Genomic DNA, 16,215 nt, shown 5'->3' on the forward strand with positions numbered 1-16,215 from the left:
GCTGGGCGACCCGCAGACCGTGATGCTGGACGAGCCGGTCAACGGACTGGACCCGGAGGGCGTCCTCTGGATCCGCAACCTGCTCACCACCCTGGCGGCCGAGGGGCGCACGGTGTTCGTCTCCTCCCATCTGATGAGCGAGGTGGCGCAGGTGGCGGACCACCTGATCGTCGTGGGGCGGGGGCGGCTGCTGGCCGACACCACCGTGCGGGACCTGGTCCGCGAGGCGGGCGGCGACACGGTGAAGGTGACGACCGGCGACCCGGCCCGGTTGCGGGAGGTGCTGGCCGGGCCGGGCGTGGAGATCACCGGCCGGGGCGGTTCCGAGGAGCTGAAGGTGACCGGCCTGACCGCTCGCGAGATCGGGCTGAGGGCGGCGGAACACGGCATCCCGCTGTTCGAACTGACCCCCCGGGCCGTCTCCCTGGAGCAGGCGTTCATGGAGCTGACCCGGGACGCCGTCGAGTACCACGGCAGCACGACGCACGGCGCTGGTGCCGATCTCGCCGGGACCGCCGGGAGGACAGCATGAGCACGCTCACCGCCGCCGCCGAGGCACCCCGCACCGCGCCTCCCGCCCGCCCCCCCTACCGCGTGACCGTACGGCGTGTGCTGGCCTCGGAGTGGGCCAAGTTCTGGACGCTGCGCTCCACCTGGATCACCCTCGCCCTCGGCCTGCTCTTCCTCGTCGCCTTCGGGCTGATCGCCGCGACCCGCTACAAGACCATGTTCGGCACCCCCCGCATGGACCGGGACTTCGCCCGCGCGACGGCCGTGAGCCTGTCCCTCTTCGGCACCAACTTCGCCCAGCTCGCACTCGGCGTGCTCGGTGTGCTGGCCACCGCGGGGGAGTACTCCACCGGCATGATCCGCTCGACGCTCGCGGCCGTACCGCGCCGGCTGCCCGTGCTGTGGGCCAAGGCGGCCGTGCTCGGGCTGGTCGCGCTGGTCGTCGGCACCGTCGGCGCGTTCGCCGCCTTCCTGGCCGGCAGCGGCATCGTCTCGGGAACCCCCGCCGCACTGGGCCTCTCCCACGCGGGCGTCGTCCGCAGCCTGCTGGGCGCCGGGCTCTACCTGGGCCTCGTCGGAGTGATCGGCACCGCCCTGGGCGCGCTGCTGCGCTCGGTGGCCGGCGGCATCTCGGTGCTGGTCGCCGGCCTGATGCTGGTCCCGGGGCTCGTCTCGCTGCTCCCCGGCTCCTGGCAGGACGACGTCAGCCCCTACCTGCCGAGCCACGCGGGCGAGTCGATGTTCGCCCTGACCCGCGACACCACCACGCTGTCGCCCGGGGCCGGGCTGCTGGTGTTCCTCGGCTGGTCGGCGTTCGCGCTGGCGGGAGCGGCGTACCGGCTGGTGCGCAGCGACGCCTGACACCCCTTCACACGGCACGCGCCCGCCCGCGCTCAGGGGGCCGCGGGCGGGATGTTCTGGTTGGCGCGGAAGAAGTTGCCCGGGTCGTAGGCGCGCTTGACCTCGGCCAGCCGGTCGTAGTGCCCGCGGTACGTCCCCCGGACCCGGTCGGCGCTCTCCTGCTCGCCCAGGAAGTTGATGTAGCCGCCGCCCATCGAGTGGGGGTGCAGGTCGGACCAGTAGTCGACGCACCACTGGCGGACCAGGCCGGCGTTGGCCGGATCGGGGTCGATTCCCGCGACGACGCCGGACCAGACGGCGTCCCGGTAGGCCCAGGCCGTGTCGTCGGCGCCGGTCCGGCGGGTCGCCCCGTCCACCGGGTACAGGTGCATCGTCGACAGGGCGGTGGGGAGGTTCTGGCCGTACTTCTCGTGCACCGCGACGGCGTCGTCGGAGATGGCGTCGAAGAAGTCGCCGCGCCAGTACCACTGCAGCCCCTTGGGGATCAGCTGGTCGAACATGGTCTGCAGGGCCGGGTAGGGCATCGGGGTGGTGAAGTGGAAGGCGGGCGGCCCGGGCGCGTTCACCACGGTCAGCACCTTCTCCAGCCGGTCGTCCGCCAGGTCCCCGGTGTAGCACCACACCACGCCGCACATCTTCCGGCCGTGGATCGGCTCGGGGAAGGGCGGCCCGGGCGGGACCGTCAGCAGCAGGAAGAACCCGTACAGCTCCTCCGGAGCGGCCGGCAGGAACTCCCGGTACCACTGGAGCACCTCGCGGGTCCGGTCGACGGGCCACACGGTGATCGCGACGCCGACCGCGTCCACCGGGTGCAGCCGCAACGTGAAGGACGTGACGACGCCGAAGTTGCCGCCGCCGCCCCGCAGCGCCCAGAACAGGTCCGGGTGCTCGTCCTCGGAGGCGGTGACGAAGGTGCCGTCGGCGAGGACGACGTCGGCGGACAGCAGGTTGTCGATGGTCAGGCCGTACGCGCGGGTCAGGTAGCCGTGCCCGCCGCCGAGGGTGAGCCCGCCGACCCCGGTGGTCGACATGATCCCGGCCGGTGTGGCCAGGCCGAACGCGTGCGTCGCGTGGTCGAGGTCGCCCAGCTGGGTTCCGCCGCCCACCCGGGCGGTCCTGGTCCCCGGATCGACGTGGGCCCAGCGCATCGGGGACAGATCGAGCGTCAGCCCGTCGTCGACCAGGCACAGTCCCGGGCCGCTGTGCCCACCGCCGCGCACCGCCGGCCCCGTCCCGGTGTCCCGGGCGAAGGAGAGCACGGCGCGTACGTCCGCCACGTCGACACAGCCGGCGATCGCGGCCGGCCGTCGGTCGATCATGGCGTTGTAGATGCTGCGGGCCTCGTCGTACCCGGTGTCTCCCGGGGCGACGACGGGTCCCCGCAGTGCCTCGCGCAGACTCTCGAGAGCCGGTGCGCTGAAACCGCCCATGGGGAACACCTCCGCTTCACGCGCGCGATACGCGGACGGAGGCGAGCGCGAGACGTCCGGGCGGGCTGCGAGGGCGTGGGGTGCGGATCCGTCGCGCAGGTGACGAGGAGCGGCAGGGCGCAGCTCTCCACCAGCCCCCATTCTCCGCCTGCCCGTCCCCTCCCGCATGTCCGCCTGTCCCAGGAGTGTTCTTCCGTCCCAGGCGCGTCGCGGCCCTCCGACCCGGTACGCGCCCGATGCTCTGGAGGGGGTGGCCCGTCTCTCGGGGACGCGGCTCACTGCATGAGGCGTGTCCATCGACCAGGCGACCGGCGTGGTCATCGCGCTCGAAGGGCTGTGCCCCGAGCAGGGCTGCGCGGTCCTCAAGGAGGTCTCGCAGCGGACCGACGTCAAGCTGCGGACGGTCGCCGAGCAGATGGTGACGGCGGTGCGGGGCGGCCGGCTGCCCGACGAGACCCGCCGGGCCCTGGGCACCGCGCTGTCCCGTACCGCTCCGGGCTGAGGCAGCGGCGACGGCGGTCGTCACCGGACGTCACGCAGAGCCTCCGCGAGGACGTCGACCACCCGCCGCCGCTCCGCCGCCGACATGTCCAGGTCACCGTCGGATGGGCTGCCGTGCTCCGTCACGATGCTCTCCACTGAGCGCGGTCGGACCTGGCTCACTCCACCTGCCAGCCCGGTCCCCCGCCCCGCCGATCAACAGAACTGGTCCGCCAGGGGAGAAGGCGGCGCCGCACGCCGGCGGGCGCGGCCGGTGTACGGGCCGCGTCACGTCACCCGCGCGACGGGCCCGTCAGATCGTCCAGTTCGGCCGCGAAGAGCTGTGCGGGATCGAAACCCATCCCGGTGAAGTGCCCGGCGAGTTCCAGGGACAGGGTGCCGTGCAGCCGGGTCCAGAAGGTCAGGGCCCGGTGCAGGGCGGCGGGCGGGGCGGGGTGGCCGGCCGCCCAGTCCCGGTGGGCTCCGAGGTGCGTCTCGAAGGGTGCCGCGGGGCCGTCCGGGGGCAGTGCGGCGCAGGCGTCCAGGAGGACCGCCATGATCTCGGACGCGATCGCGGTGATGTCGTCGGGCGCGTGGTAGCCGGGGACCGGCGTGCCGTAGACGAGGAAGTAGCGCTGCGGGTCCGCCAGGGCCCATCCCCGCAGGGCGTACCCCAGTGCGCGTACGTCGGCGCCGGTCTCCGCAGCCGCGCGGACGGTGTCGGCGAGGCTGCGGTACGCGTCCCTGACGAGCTCGGTGATCAGCTCGTCCCGGCTGGCGAAGTACCGGTACAGCGCGGGTCCGCTCATGCCCATCCGCTTGGCGATCGCGTTGAGGGACAGCGCGGACGCGCCCGCCGTGGCGATCTGCTCCCACGCGCGCTCCTTGATCTCCGTACGCACCTGGGCGCGGTAGCGCTCGCGCGGGGTCTTCGCATCCTGGCTCACCATGGTTAGAGGGTATCACTGAAGTTATTGACACTTCCGCGGCCAGTGCGTTACAACTTCTAACGAACGCGATGCCAAGTAATCGAGCGGTGGAGGTCACCATGAACGCCGAAGCACTCGTCGAGGTCGTCCTGCCGGGCAAGGTCGAGCCGGAGGGGCTGCAGATCCGGCACGGGGCCGTCCCCACCGCCGGTCCCGGCCAGGTCGTGATCCGGATGGAGGCCACCGGCGTCTCCTTCGCCGAGCAGCAGATGCGCCGCGGTCGCTACTACGACCAGCCGGCCTTCCCGTTCGTACCCGGCTACGACCTGGTCGGCACGGTGCTGGCGACCGGCGAGGGCGTCGACCCCGGCCTGGCCGGCACCCGGGTCGCCGCGCTGGTCAAGGTCGGCGGCTGGGCCAGTCACGTGCTCGTCGACGCGGCGGACGTGGTGCCGGTGCCCGACGGGATCGGTGCCGCGGAGGCGGAGACCCTCGTCGTCAACGGCATCACCGCCTGGCAGATGCTGCACCGCAAGGCCCGGGTCCGCGCCGGGCACACCGTCGTGGTGCACGGCGCCAACGGCGGCGTCGGCTCGGTCCTGGTGCAGCTCGCCCGTGCCGCGGGGGCCCGTGTGATCGGCACGGCGTCCGCACGCCACCACGACGCCCTGCGGGAGCGGGGGGTCGTCCCGGTCGACTACCGCGGCGACGACGTCGCCGCACGCATCCGCGCACTCGCCCCGCGCGGGGTGGACGCCGTCTTCGACCACGTCGGCGGCCGCGGCATCGTCGACTCCTGGCGCCTCCTCGCCCCCGGCGGCACGCTCGTCTCGTACGGCAGCGCCGCCACCCGTGACGCCGAGGGGTCCAAGCAGTGGCCCGTCCTCAAGCTCCTGTTCCGGGTGTGGCTGTGGAACGCGCTGCCCAACCGCCGCAGCGCCTGCTTCTTCAACGTCTGGGCCGGCCGGGCGCTGGCCAGGAACCGGTTCCGCTCCCGGCTCCGGGCCGACCTCACCCAGGTCTTCGCCGCGTTCCAGCGCGGGGAGGTCAGCGCCCAGATCGCCGCCCGGCTGCCGCTCACCCGCGCCGCGGACGCCCTGCGGCTGGCCGAGTCCGGCACGGTCGCCGGAAAGGTCGTCCTGAACCCGTAGCGCGGGGTGGCGGCAGGTGGTCCCAGGTACTCGCCCGGCCCGCGTGCCTGCTGCATCGGCATCACCGCCGTCACCGGGACGGGGGACTGCACCGCCGACCACCGCGCCGGATCCGTCGGATAAGTGTGATTATCAGCCCAAGGTGACCCGGACACTACAGGTGGTCACCACGGCTGGCAGGAGGATCCATCGATGAACCCGGCTCTGAGGCGCCTGCTCGGCGCCACCGCGGCGGTGACCACGGGCGCCACGACCTTGCTCGGCATGGGCGCCGGTACCGCCGGCGCCGAACCCGCGGGCGCCCACTGCGCCCGCGCCGAGCGGCCCATATGGAGTGACGGCCCCAGTCGCAACGTGACCGGCCACCGCTGCAGCATGCCGGCCACCAAGCGCCGCTGGTACACCGTCGAGATCGACACCCTCGTACAGCCCCACTACAAGGCGGCGTACCTGAACGGCGACGTCGACCGGACCGAGACCCTGCGCCACGCGACCATCAGGTGCCTGGGCTACACCGCCGACAACGCCACGGTGAACTGGTTCGGCTGCGTGCCCGACTGACCCGGTCGGCGGGGGAGGCGATGACGGCGGCCGGATGTACTGGTCCGTTCCGGCGGGCCCGACCGCTGTTACTCACTTTCGGGTGAAGGTGTGCCCGGAGCGGTGAGCGGCGGGCCGGGGCCCCGTGCCGCAGAAGTCGGTGCTGGCGCGGCGGCCGTGGCTGATAAAAGGTCAATCAGGGAGTTCGGGAAATATATGGACGATGCAGTTGTCTGTCACCGGAATATGTTGAAACGGTAATGACCGACACATCCTCCCCACAAACCGGCCACTCGGCTTGCAAGGTGTGAGTGCGCGGCCAGTCGGCCGCCATTCGCACCGCGCACCACCGTCGGCCCACGACGCTTCGGCGTCGGTGGCGCCTGCAAGGTGCTGGACCTCTGTAGGGAGATCCTCGTGACTGTTTCCGCTTCCGTGCGCCGCATGACAGCCATTGCCGCCGTGGCGGCCGCCGCCGTGGGTGCCGTCGCACTGCCGGCCGCCGCCGCCGACCACCCGGCGCCCCGGGCGCACCACAGCTGGGTGCACATCACCGGGGTGCAGACCCGCTCGGACCGGGACCGCTCCGACCGGGCCCTGGACCGGGAGTGGGTGGCCCTCACCAACGACTCCCGTGAGGCGGTCAACCTCGACGGCTGGACCCTCTCCGACCGGGACGGCCACACCTACACCTTCGACCACTACCGCCTCGCCGGGCGGTCGTCCGTCCGCGTCCACACCGGCTTCGGCCGCGACAGCCGTACCGACCTGTACCAGGACCGCCGCAAGTCCGTGTGGGACCGGTTCGACACGGCGACCCTGCGCAACGACCACGGCCGTCTCGTCGACACCGCCTCCTGGGGCCGGCGCTCCCACCGCTGACGCGTCGTCACCGGCGCGCCCTCGACGGTGCCGGACGGTGTGACGCTGTCCCGGGCGAGTGACACACCACCCGGCGGCTTCCGTCCCGACGCGCAGGTCCGCGGATGAAGTACAGACCCCCAGGCCTGTGGCCTGGGGGTTTCTCGTGCGGCGGGCGACGAGAGCTGCGCGGTCAACTACCCCACGTGAACAGCTGTCCCGCCGCGGAGCGGGCCGCACCGGTTGTCGCCGGGCAGCCTGGCGGCGACAACCGGGCGGAGCGGGCCGTACCGGCCTCGTGCGGCTTGCGGCTCCTTGCCGAACCGTCGGCCCCTACGGACACGGTCGCGCGTCCGGCCCGCTCGCAGGCCGGGTGCCACGTCTGCGGTCTTCCAACCCGCGAACGGCGCACGACCCGCCGTCGCCCCGGAAAGCGTCACCAACCGAGCGCATCCTCGCCGGCGTGTACGTCACGGGCCGGCATGACCGGGCGCGCCTCATGGCAGGTGAAGCCGAGGCGGTCCAATGCCCGGCGCATCTCACTCGTCGTGAAGTCCCGGCGATTCAGCCGGGTGATCACCTCTCCGACCTGCATCACGGGGTAGGCGCGACGGCCGATGGTCACGGACACGCCGCTGACCGGTTCGGGCGTGATCCCGCTCATCGACTGCTCGACCTCACTCTTGATCAGGTCGAAGGGGAAGCGGGCGATGACACAGCGCATGGAAGCCTCCACAGGGGTGGGGAAGGACGCCGGAGAACCCGGCCGTGTGACGGCGGTCGGAAGGCGGTCAGGGCGTGAGAGCGAGGACGCCCAGGGCGTAGCCGTGCTCGTCGATCACGGGGGACACGTCGAGGGCCCGGACCCGCATGGCGGCTTCCGCCTCGCCGAGCGCGGCCATGGACGAGGTGAACGGTCCGCGGTCGAGCGGGATGTCCCGCAGCCGCGTCCGGTCGCTGTACCACGAGCCGCCGCGGTGCGCGGCGAGCTGGGCCCGGGTGACCAGGCCCGCGCACCGTCCGTCCTCGTCCCGGAGGAGCAGGTGCGGGACGCGGGCCCCGATGAGCACGGACAGGGCCACGTCGACCGCCATGTGGTCCTCGACCTGCGGTCCGGGCGCGTGCATGGCGTCGCGGGCGGCCAGGCCGGTGCCGTCGGCCCGCTGTGTTCGGGGCGGAGTCGGCGTCAAGGGGTTCTCCTCGTCGTCGGGACGTACCGGACGGGCGACGTCTCGGCCTGACTGCTGAGGGCGCATCCCCCCTGCCCCGGCTATGGGTTGGTCCTCGGGGCGGAGCGACGTACCCGGGTGGCGGCCGGACCGCTCCCCTTACGGTCGGTGGCCCGGCCCCCGCGGCCCCGGCCGGCGGATCCCTTGCCCGCGCCTCGCCCGTCGGCCGGCGCGGTGAGGGTGATGGGCACACCGGAGGGAATCCGGGCACCGGTGATGCGCTGCAGCTCGGCCTCGCCCGGACGGATCCGGGCGGTACTCGCTGTGATGCCGGCTTCGGTCATCAGCCGGTCCACCGCGCGCCGCTGGTGCGGCAGGACGAGGGTGACGACGGTGCCGGACTCGCCGGCGCGGGCGGTACGGCCGCCTCGGTGCAGGTAGTCCTTGTGGTCGCCGGGAGGGTCCACGTTCACGACGAGGTCGAGGCCCGTGACGTGGATTCCGCGGGCGGCGACGTTGGTCGCCACCAGGACCGTGACCTGGCCGTCCTTGAACTGGGCGAGTGTCCGGGTGCGCTGCGACTGGGACTTGCCGCCGTGCAGGGCCGAGGCGCGTACGCCGACGGACAGCAGGTGCGCGGCGAGCCGGTCCACGGCGTGCTTGGTGTCCAGGAACATGATCACGCGTCCGTCGCGGGCGGCGATCTCGGTCGCGGCGGTGTCCTTGTCGGCATCGCGCACGTGCAGCAGATGGTGCTCCATGGTGGTGACCGCTCCGGCCGACGGGTCGACCGAATGCACCACGGGGTCGTGCAGGTAGCGGCGCACCAGGAGGTCGATGTTGCGGTCCAGCGTGGCCGAGAACAGCAACCGCTGGCCACGGGCGGGGACTTGGCCGAGCAGTGCGGTCACCTGCGGCATGAAGCCCATGTCGGCCATCTGGTCGGCCTCGTCCAGGACGGTGACGGCGACGTGGTCCAGTCGGCAGGCTCCCCGCTCGATGAGGTCCTTGAGCCGGCCGGGCGTGGCGACGACGACTTCGGTGCCGCCGCGCAGGGCGCTCGCCTGGCGGCCGATCGGCATGCCGCCCACCACGGTGGTGAGGCGCAGCCGCAGGGCGCGGGCGTACGGGGCGAGCGCGTCGGTGACCTGCTGGGCCAGTTCCCGGGTGGGGACGAGGACGAGGGCGAGCGGCTGCTTGGGCTGGGCCCGCTGCCCGTCGAGGCGGGCCAGCAGCGGCAGGCCGAAGGCGAGTGTCTTGCCCGAGCCCGTACGGCCCCGGCCCAGGACGTCCCGGCCCGCCAGCGCGTTCGGCAGTGTGGCCGCCTGGATCGGGAAGGGCACGGTCAGGCCCTCGGCGCCGAGCGCGGCCAGCAGCCTTGCGGGCATGTCCAGTTCGGCGAACGTCTCCACCGCCGGCAGTGGTTCGGTCAGGGTGACCGGCAGGGCGAACTCCTGGCGGCGCGGAGTGGAGCGTGCGCCCTGACTGCCCGATCCCTGCGTGGGGAAACGGCTGCGGGAAGGGGAGCTCGTCGAGCGTGTGGAGCCTGAGCGGGCTGAGCCCGCCGGACGCCCAGACCTTCTGTCCGCGTGGAATCCCCCGGGAGTGCCGCCGGTGCGACGGGTGCGGTTCATGGGTGAACCTTCCTCGATGCGGCGTATCGAGGAATTCCGTCCAGCGGTGAGGACCGCGCGAGGATTCGCAAGAATGAGCCGAACGGAAAAAACAAATGAGCTGGGGCCCGCACCCCAAGAGTGCGGGCCCCAGCCTCATGATGCGCGAACCACTGGCTCGCGAAGATCGCGTCAGCGTCAGGCGGGAACGATGTTCTCGGCCTGCGGGCCCTTCTGGCCCTGCGTGACGTCGAAGGTCACCTTCTGGCCTTCCTGAAGCTCGCGGAAGCCGTTGGTAGCGATGTTCGAGTAGTGGGCGAACACGTCAGCGCCGCCGCCGTCCTGCTCGATGAAGCCGAAGCCCTTTTCCGCGTTGAACCACTTCACGGTGCCAGATGCCATATTGAATCTCCCTTGGGGGGCAGTGCCGGACTCCGCACTTTACGGAGCCGAGTCGCCGCGATGATCACCCCTCCGGAAAGATCCCGGAAAGCTTTGCAAAGAAAAACCTCTGGCAACCAAAACTGCAACTGCTATCACGCTAACACAGGCCGCACGGAAACGGTGCAGCATATTTGTCGGTGTCCGGTGATTCTCAGTCCGCGGGAGGTCGCATTTCTGTACCGGCGGGACTAGATATGCGTACCGTGCTCGCCCAGCCTCCGACGCATTTCCCGGTTCAGGCGGAGCGCGTCGTCGAGCTGGTCCTCGAGGGAGACGATGCGGCACGCGGCCTCGACGGGAGTGCCCTGGTCGACCAGCTCCCGGGCTCGGGCGGCGGTCCGCAACTGGTGGCGGGAGTACCGGCGGTGACCGCCTTCCGAACGCAGTGGAGTGATCAGCCCGGCTTCGCCGACGGCCCGGAGGAAGGCGGGGGTGGTACCGAGCACGTCGGCGGCGCGCCCCATGGTGTAGGCGGGGTAGTAGTCGTCGTCGAGGCTGCCGGCACCGGCGGCGTTCTCAGCGGGCATGACACCTTCGTTTCGGGGGACGCGGCGGGTGATCCCGGCGTACGTGGCACCCGTGCTCCCGTGACCAGCACCATCTGCCTCGAACGCCAACCCTAACTCCGGCAGGCGCGCAGATGTGGCCCCGCCGCGACAGATTTCCGTATCGAGGCAGAGCCCGCACAGCATGCACATGATTCAGGGTCACGACCCCGGCGCGGGCGCGCCCGGGCGCGGTGTGCGCGGCACCGGTACGCCACACGCCCGACGGCCTTCTTCCGGCAGGGGACCGTGACGGGCGTTGATCCCGAACGGTGGTTTCACCATGATCTGCTGTCGTTTCGGCGTCAGCCGTCCCCCGCACCGGATCGTCGTCTCACTCGCAGGGGAGCGCGACTCCGGCACCTGCCCGCAGGTCAGCGAGGTGACGGACACGATGAGCATCCACGGTCGAACCCTGCCGAGCCCGGAGCCCGGGTCGCCCGCGCACGGCACCCGGCGGCAGCCCACGACGTGGCGCCCTTCGCGGGACGGGCGGGCATCGACACGGCCGTCCGGGGGGACTCGGTCGGCAGGCTGGGTCGGCGGCACTCCCCATGGGGGCCGGTCCGGCTGAGGTTCCCCCGGTCCGGACGATGTGCCGGGGGAGCCGCCGTCAGGGCCCTGCACCCGGCCGCGCTCGCCGGTACGGCGGGCGACTTCGCGCAGTGTGGTGCTCTTCTCCTGCAAAGAGCGACGCAGCACGTCGAAGGCCTCCTCCTCCGGGACGGACCCGGCCTCGGCGTCCCGAACGGCACCACTGCGGCCACCGGCTGAACGACAGCACCTCCAGGTCACTGACCTGGGGTTGCGCATGGCGTGGGCACTGCCGCCCTCCGGCCCGTCGAAGGACGAGGGGCAGGACGGGCCCCGCGATTTCGCCAACCCGGCTGACTTTGCACATCCTTGAGCGGTTGTTCCGCACCCGTTTCCCAGCTGGTCCCGGGGGCAATTCCCGACCGGTCCTACGATCGGGCGGCCGCCGGGCGGGGAACGGAATCCCGGGACCGTGCAGGTCCCGAGCCAGTTGGCAGTATCCGCGAGCTGCCCGTCAGCCGGCGGCTTTCTCCCTGTCCGCGTGCGAGTCAACCCCTTTCACCGACGGGAGACCTGAGTGTTCTCTGCCCACAGGGCCAACGGGGGCGCAAGACGCAGGAGACGGGCGCGGAGAATCGTTCCCGCTGCCGTGGCGCTTGCCGCCGCCTTCGCCGGCGTCCTCTCTCTGACGTCCGCCCACGCTTCCCCCACCACCGTTCCCACCCCCGCCCCGGCGAAGGCCACGGTCGCCTCGCAGGCGCAGTTGACGGCCCGTGTGAAGGGCGCACTGCGCACCGAGCAGACCTCGCAGAAGCGGTCCGAGCCGTCCGCGACCACCGCGACGCCGACCACCGCGACGCCGACCACCGCTACGCCGACCGCCACGTCCTCGTCCTCCACCGCCGACCCGAAGATCATCGGTGGCACGGAGACCACGATCGCCAAGGCTCCGTGGATGGCGCAGCTCTGGTACTACGACGACAAGGGCACCAGCGACACCGCGGACGACACCGGCTTCTTCTGCGGCGGCTCGGTCGTGTCCCCGACGAAGATCCTCACCGCCGCGCACTGCGTCAAGGGCTACGACTGGCACGCCAACGGCACGATCGTCACCGGCACCGACCAGCTGCCGACCGACAACGGCGACGGCTCGGTCGACCTGCACGGAGGCACCGTCTCCGGTGTCTGGCGGCAGTGGAACCACCCGTCGTTCAACATGACCACGATCGACAACGACATCGCGGTCCTGACGCTGCCGAACCCGGTCAGCGCCAAGCCGATCAACATCACCACGTCGGACGACACCTCGTCCTACACGGCGGGCACCAGCGCCACCGTGTACGGCTGGGGCCGCACCAGCTCCACCAGCGACGACATCTCGCAGACGCTGCGCACCGCGACCCTGCCCATGGTCGCCGACACCACCTGCTCCGGCGCCTACACCACCGACTTCGTCGCGGGCCACATGGTCTGCGCGGGCACCCCGGGCACCGGATCGGACAGCGGCACCGTCGCCGCCTGCAACGGTGACTCGGGCGGACCGCTGATCGTCGGCGGCAGGATCGTCGGCGTCGTCTCCTGGGGCGTCGAGGACTGCGTGGCCTCCGGCTCGTACAGCGTCTTCACGAAGGTGAGCACGTACGTCGGCGCGGCCTACCCGCGCGTCGACGACACCAACCTGAGCGGCGACGCCGACGCCGACCTGTTCGTGCGCCGTGCCTCCGACAACACCGGCTACGAGTACGACTCCAAGGGCACGTCCTTCGCCACGCGGATCTCCTGGGGCTCTTACAGCGACAAGAACGTCATCCTGCAGAGCGACCTCAACCGGGACGGCTACCAGGACCAGGTCATCCGGCGCGCCTCCACCGGCGCCGTCTACTGGCGGCACTACATACCGGCGACCGACAGTTGGGCCACCACCCTGGTCTTCGGCAACTGGTCCACCCGTACGAGGATCGCCGCACCCGGCGATGTCACCGGTGACGCCCTGCCCGACCTGCTGTCGGTGACGGCGAGCGGCATCCTCTACATCTACCCCGGCCTCGGCAACGGCACCTTCGGCTCGCCGGTCGCGGTCGGCAGCGGCTGGAACCAGTACAACCTGCTGCTCGGCCACGGCGACTTCACCGGCGACGGCAAGGCCGACCTGATCGCCCGCAGCAGCAGCAACTCCTACGTCTACCTCTACCCGGGCACCGGCAAGTCCGGTTCCGGCGCATTCGGCGCCCGGATCCACGTCCGCACGTGGGGCCAGTTCAACGCGTTCGACGCCGTCGGCGACATCACCGGGGACGGCAGGGCCGACCTCGTCGCCCGCACCCCGGCCGGCACGCTCTATCTGTACCCGGGCACGGGCAAGGCCACGTCCGACATCTTCAGCACCCCTGTGACGATCGGCACCGGCTGGCAGCAGTACAACCTCTTCGGCTGACGTGGATTCCGTCCAGCGGCCGTGACCGCACGAGGATCCGCAGGAACGAGCCGAAGAAGAAAGAAGAGCCGGGCCTCGTGGTGCTGAGGCGGGGGACGGCCGGCGGTCTGGAAAACCCGGAAGATCAATGAGCCGGGGCCCGCACCCAAGAGCGCGGGCCCCGGCCACACGAACACGTCAGCTCCTCCACCCTCCTGCTTGCGGGACAGCCATCGTCGTCGAGGTGGCCGGCGACCGAGGCGTTCTCGGCGGGCATGTGGGCCCGCCGTGACGGATTTCCCCGTCGCGCGCAACCCGCCCGTCGGGCGGGACCGGCCATCCCGGCCATCCGCTGCCGTGCACCGCGGAAGGTGATCGACCGACGGTGACCGGTCGCCGAGCGAACTCGCAGGTGGCCTGCGGCGGACGGTCGGAGGGGTGTGACGTCGCCGGGCGACGGCGCGGCGGGTCCGGACACGGATGCACCCGAAGGGGAGGTCGGGGTAATAGTGGAGATGTCGTCCTCACTTTCCGCTCGTGCGGCAGCCTCCCGAGCGGAATATCCGCTGTCAGGGATGTGATCGCGATGTTCCATCCGCAGAACGACCCCGCCGTCCGGGTCGGAGCGCGCCCGCTCCCCGGCCGGGAGGACCTCCTCAACAAGATCGGTGAGCTGCAGAACGAGATCGGCCAGTTGCACAACGCCGTCGTCTCGCACGCCGTGGTCGACCAGGCGATCGGCGTGGTCATCGCCGTCGGTGGTCTCCGCCCCGACCAGGGCTTCGAAATCCTGCGGCAGGTCTCGCAGACCACCAACATCAAGCTGCGGCAGGTCGCCGAACAGATCGTGGACTGGACGTCCAGCGAGAGTCTGCCCGACGAGATCCGGCACGCACTGGACGCCGCTCTGTCCACCGCACGATCCGCCTGAAACGGGCAAGGGATTGCCGTTGCCCGTCAGCGCGCCACTCCCTCCCGGCCACCGCCGTCGTGCGCCTGTGCCACCGGAGTACGGTGGGTTCACCGAGGGCTTTCCGCGCACCGGCTTCGGGCCGTTGCCGTTCTCGGCGCTCGACGACGCCGGGCTGCGGTTCCGTCCGTCCCCCGGGGCTGGGTTCGTTCCATGACTGAGCACGCACCGGACCGGTCCGCGTCGGCGGCCGCAGGGCAGGACGCGGTACCGCACCTCGAGCGGGGCGAGCGACCGCGCACCAGGGGTAAGGGCGCATCGCCCGGGGTGGGGGAGTGCCTCCACCCCTTGACCCGTTGCCAGGTCGCGGACCGGCTGGTGGAACTCGGCGACCTGTACGCGGAGAGTTCCGGAGGAGGCCCGTGGCACTGGAACGAGGGACGCGGCCTGTTCCTTCGCCGACTCGCGACGGATCTGCGGCGACCGGGCTTCGCCCTGCTGATCGCCCAGGCCACCACCATGACGGGATACGCCTACGGCTTCCCCGTGAGTGACGACGGCCCCCGGTGGCCCGGTCTCGACCGGTGCCTTCCCGCCGCCCTGCGCCGGATCGCCGTGTCCGGGAGTCTCTTCGCCGTCTCCGCGATCGTCGTCCGGCCCTCGGTACGCGCCCAGCACCCGGGCCATGACTGGAATCTGGCCCGGCGCCTGCAGCGACGGCTCCTGACCGACCATGACGCGGTGCTTGGCGTCACGTTGGTGGCCCGCGGCGACGTGCAGACCCTGCGGGCCCTGCGGTCCTGGGGATGGCGGTCACCCGTACCAGGCACCCGCGCGACGCCTCGGCACGCCCCCTGCCGCGTCCTGGTCCTCGACCGCTGACCGTCCAGGCGCCCGCAGCCCGGTCGATTCGAGCGCCCGGGGGCGGGGGCGGACCTGACAGTGCCCGTCGCACGTCTCGGAGAGGCGGGACTCAGCACCCCGATGCGGTCGCAGGGCATCAGCCGGCGCGGAGTGAGAAGCCGAGGCCGGCCACGGAGAAATAGGCGCCGCATCGGTGGCTTCGTCCTCGCAGAGTGGGTTTCCTGCCCGCCGCCCGGGTACTCAGCAGGTGGAACGTCCGGTTGGGACCGCAGCTTGGCGGACTCGCGCTCGTGGAGATGCTGCGCGCATCCCCGCGAGTGCGTCATTCCCGGTGACAAGTGGTGGGGTCCGCTTCCCCGGCGAGGCTTCCGCGAACCGCGAACCGCGAGCAGCCGGGCTGTGGACAACGGGTGTTGGTGTCCGCCCCAGGTGGCGGCCGGGCGCGTTCTCAGTCCGCCTGCCCCGCCGTGCTCCCGAGCCGTCCGGTCTCGGCCAGCGCCAGCATCCGGGTGGCGGTCAGCGGGTTCTCGGGGTCGGCCGCGGCGGCGAGCAGCCGGGCGGCCGTTCCGGAAGGCTCCTCGGGCGGGACGATCAGGAGCACCCAGCGTCCCACGGTCCCGCAGTCCAGGGTGATGACGTGCGCCTCGCTTCCGGGTCCGGCCGGCTCCACGGCGATCACCCTGCCGGGCGCCATGATCGTGCGCGGGGCGCCGGGCCATTCGGAGGGGTCCACGGTGACCCGTACCGTGGTGTCCGGGTCCGGCTCCAACGAGCTCACGAGAGAGGGAAGTTCGAGTTCCAGCGCGTCGCAGCGCGGCCACCAGGCCCCGTCCAGGGGGCCATGGCTGACGTCCGTGGTGAGGGTCAGCCGAGGCAGGGGCATGCGGTACGAGTGCGCGGAGGCCGAGGTCGGGTCTTCGATGGGCGTATTGCTGGGTTCCATCGTGCGGTCCCGTTCCGG

General features: G+C 71.7%; 16 protein-coding genes and 1 pseudogene. 9 read left to right on the forward strand and 8 right to left on the reverse strand.

Going from position 1 to position 16,215, the window contains the following annotated elements; translation table 11 throughout:
* Both ACIHEJ_RS35435 and ACIHEJ_RS35440 read left to right on the forward strand, forming a co-directional pair.
* A pseudogene (locus ACIHEJ_RS35435) lies at window positions 1–532 on the forward strand (ABC transporter ATP-binding protein); the annotation flags it as partial.
* Window positions 529–1,371, forward strand: coding sequence for an ABC transporter permease (locus tag ACIHEJ_RS35440; protein ID WP_400141716.1), 843 nt, complete (start codon window positions 529–531; stop codon window positions 1,369–1,371). The pseudogene ACIHEJ_RS35435 and the gene ACIHEJ_RS35440, both read left to right, overlap by 4 nt.
* 32 nt (window positions 1,372–1,403) lie before the next feature.
* Here the strand turns inward: ACIHEJ_RS35440 and ACIHEJ_RS35445 are convergent, their stop codons facing one another.
* Window positions 1,404–2,801, reverse strand: a complete 1,398-nt coding sequence (locus tag ACIHEJ_RS35445) for an FAD-binding oxidoreductase (protein WP_400141717.1) — start codon at window positions 2,799–2,801, stop codon at window positions 1,404–1,406.
* Between the two features lie 289 nt (window positions 2,802–3,090).
* Here ACIHEJ_RS35445 and ACIHEJ_RS35450 point away from each other — a divergent pair, with 289 nt between their 5' ends.
* Entirely contained in the window at window positions 3,091–3,303 is a 213-nt protein-coding gene (locus tag ACIHEJ_RS35450) for an ANTAR domain-containing protein (protein WP_400141718.1), read from the forward strand.
* A 271-nt stretch (window positions 3,304–3,574) separates the two neighbouring features.
* On the opposite strand, the gene ACIHEJ_RS35455 is transcribed toward ACIHEJ_RS35450, so the two are convergent.
* Window positions 3,575–4,231 (reverse strand): TetR/AcrR family transcriptional regulator, encoded by a 657-nt coding sequence (locus ACIHEJ_RS35455; protein WP_400141719.1) that lies wholly within the window; start codon window positions 4,229–4,231, stop codon window positions 3,575–3,577.
* A gap of 98 nt (window positions 4,232–4,329) precedes the next feature.
* Here ACIHEJ_RS35455 and ACIHEJ_RS35460 point away from each other — a divergent pair, with 98 nt between their 5' ends.
* The 3 genes from ACIHEJ_RS35460 (at window position 4,330) to ACIHEJ_RS35470 (ending at window position 6,783) form a co-directional block, all read left to right on the forward strand.
* Window positions 4,330–5,361 carry a medium chain dehydrogenase/reductase family protein gene (locus ACIHEJ_RS35460; RefSeq protein ID WP_400141720.1) on the forward strand — a complete coding sequence of 344 codons (1,032 nt, stop codon included), beginning with the start codon at window positions 4,330–4,332 and terminating at the stop codon, window positions 5,359–5,361.
* A 192-nt stretch (window positions 5,362–5,553) separates the two neighbouring features.
* The gene (locus ACIHEJ_RS35465; protein ID WP_400141721.1) at window positions 5,554–5,922 is read left to right on the forward strand and encodes a hypothetical protein; all 369 of its coding nucleotides are present in this window, start codon (window positions 5,554–5,556) and stop codon (window positions 5,920–5,922) included.
* 423 nt (window positions 5,923–6,345) lie between these two features.
* Window positions 6,346–6,783, forward strand: a complete 438-nt coding sequence (locus tag ACIHEJ_RS35470; protein ID WP_400141722.1) for a lamin tail domain-containing protein — start codon at window positions 6,346–6,348, stop codon at window positions 6,781–6,783.
* Window positions 6,784–7,198: 415 nt separating this feature from the next.
* Here ACIHEJ_RS35470 and ACIHEJ_RS35475 read toward each other — a convergent pair whose 3' ends face one another.
* The 5 genes from ACIHEJ_RS35475 to ACIHEJ_RS35495 form a co-directional block, all read right to left on the reverse strand.
* Window positions 7,199–7,486 (reverse strand): SCO5918 family protein, encoded by a 288-nt coding sequence (locus tag ACIHEJ_RS35475; RefSeq protein WP_400141723.1) that lies wholly within the window; start codon window positions 7,484–7,486, stop codon window positions 7,199–7,201.
* Window positions 7,487–7,553: 67 nt separating this feature from the next.
* Window positions 7,554–7,952, reverse strand: coding sequence for a hypothetical protein (locus ACIHEJ_RS35480; protein WP_400141724.1), 399 nt, complete (start codon window positions 7,950–7,952; stop codon window positions 7,554–7,556).
* 80 nt (window positions 7,953–8,032) lie between these two features.
* Window positions 8,033–9,565 (reverse strand): DEAD/DEAH box helicase, encoded by a 1,533-nt coding sequence (locus tag ACIHEJ_RS35485; RefSeq protein ID WP_400141725.1) that lies wholly within the window; start codon window positions 9,563–9,565, stop codon window positions 8,033–8,035.
* Between the two features lie 177 nt (window positions 9,566–9,742).
* Window positions 9,743–9,946 carry a cold-shock protein gene (locus tag ACIHEJ_RS35490; RefSeq protein WP_361245524.1) on the reverse strand — a complete coding sequence of 68 codons (204 nt, stop codon included), beginning with the start codon at window positions 9,944–9,946 and terminating at the stop codon, window positions 9,743–9,745.
* 230 nt (window positions 9,947–10,176) lie between these two features.
* Complete coding sequence (locus ACIHEJ_RS35495; protein ID WP_400141726.1) at window positions 10,177–10,515, reverse strand: MerR family transcriptional regulator; 339 nt, start codon at window positions 10,513–10,515, stop codon at window positions 10,177–10,179.
* A 1,201-nt stretch (window positions 10,516–11,716) separates the two neighbouring features.
* Between ACIHEJ_RS35495 and ACIHEJ_RS35500 the strand changes: the two genes are divergently transcribed.
* The 3 genes from ACIHEJ_RS35500 (at window position 11,717) to ACIHEJ_RS35510 (ending at window position 15,272) form a co-directional block, all read left to right on the forward strand.
* On the forward strand, window positions 11,717–13,501 hold the full coding sequence (locus ACIHEJ_RS35500; RefSeq protein ID WP_400141727.1) for a trypsin-like serine protease: 1,785 nt from the start codon (window positions 11,717–11,719) through the stop codon (window positions 13,499–13,501).
* 565 nt (window positions 13,502–14,066) lie between these two features.
* Window positions 14,067–14,411: an ANTAR domain-containing protein gene (locus ACIHEJ_RS35505; protein ID WP_400141728.1), complete on the forward strand. Its 345-nt coding sequence runs from the start codon at window positions 14,067–14,069 to the stop codon at window positions 14,409–14,411.
* A 327-nt stretch (window positions 14,412–14,738) separates the two neighbouring features.
* A complete protein-coding gene (locus ACIHEJ_RS35510; RefSeq protein ID WP_400141729.1) occupies window positions 14,739–15,272 on the forward strand; it encodes a hypothetical protein in 534 nt (177 codons plus the stop codon).
* Between the two features lie 430 nt (window positions 15,273–15,702).
* On the opposite strand, the gene ACIHEJ_RS35515 is transcribed toward ACIHEJ_RS35510, so the two are convergent.
* The gene (locus tag ACIHEJ_RS35515) at window positions 15,703–16,197 is read right to left on the reverse strand and encodes a DUF5994 family protein (RefSeq protein WP_400141730.1); all 495 of its coding nucleotides are present in this window, start codon (window positions 16,195–16,197) and stop codon (window positions 15,703–15,705) included.
* Window positions 16,198–16,215: the final 18 nt, after the last annotated feature.

The sequence above is a fragment of the Streptomyces sp. NPDC052301 genome (assembly GCF_044593395.1).
Taxonomy (GTDB): Bacteria; Actinomycetota; Actinomycetes; order Streptomycetales; family Streptomycetaceae; genus Streptomyces.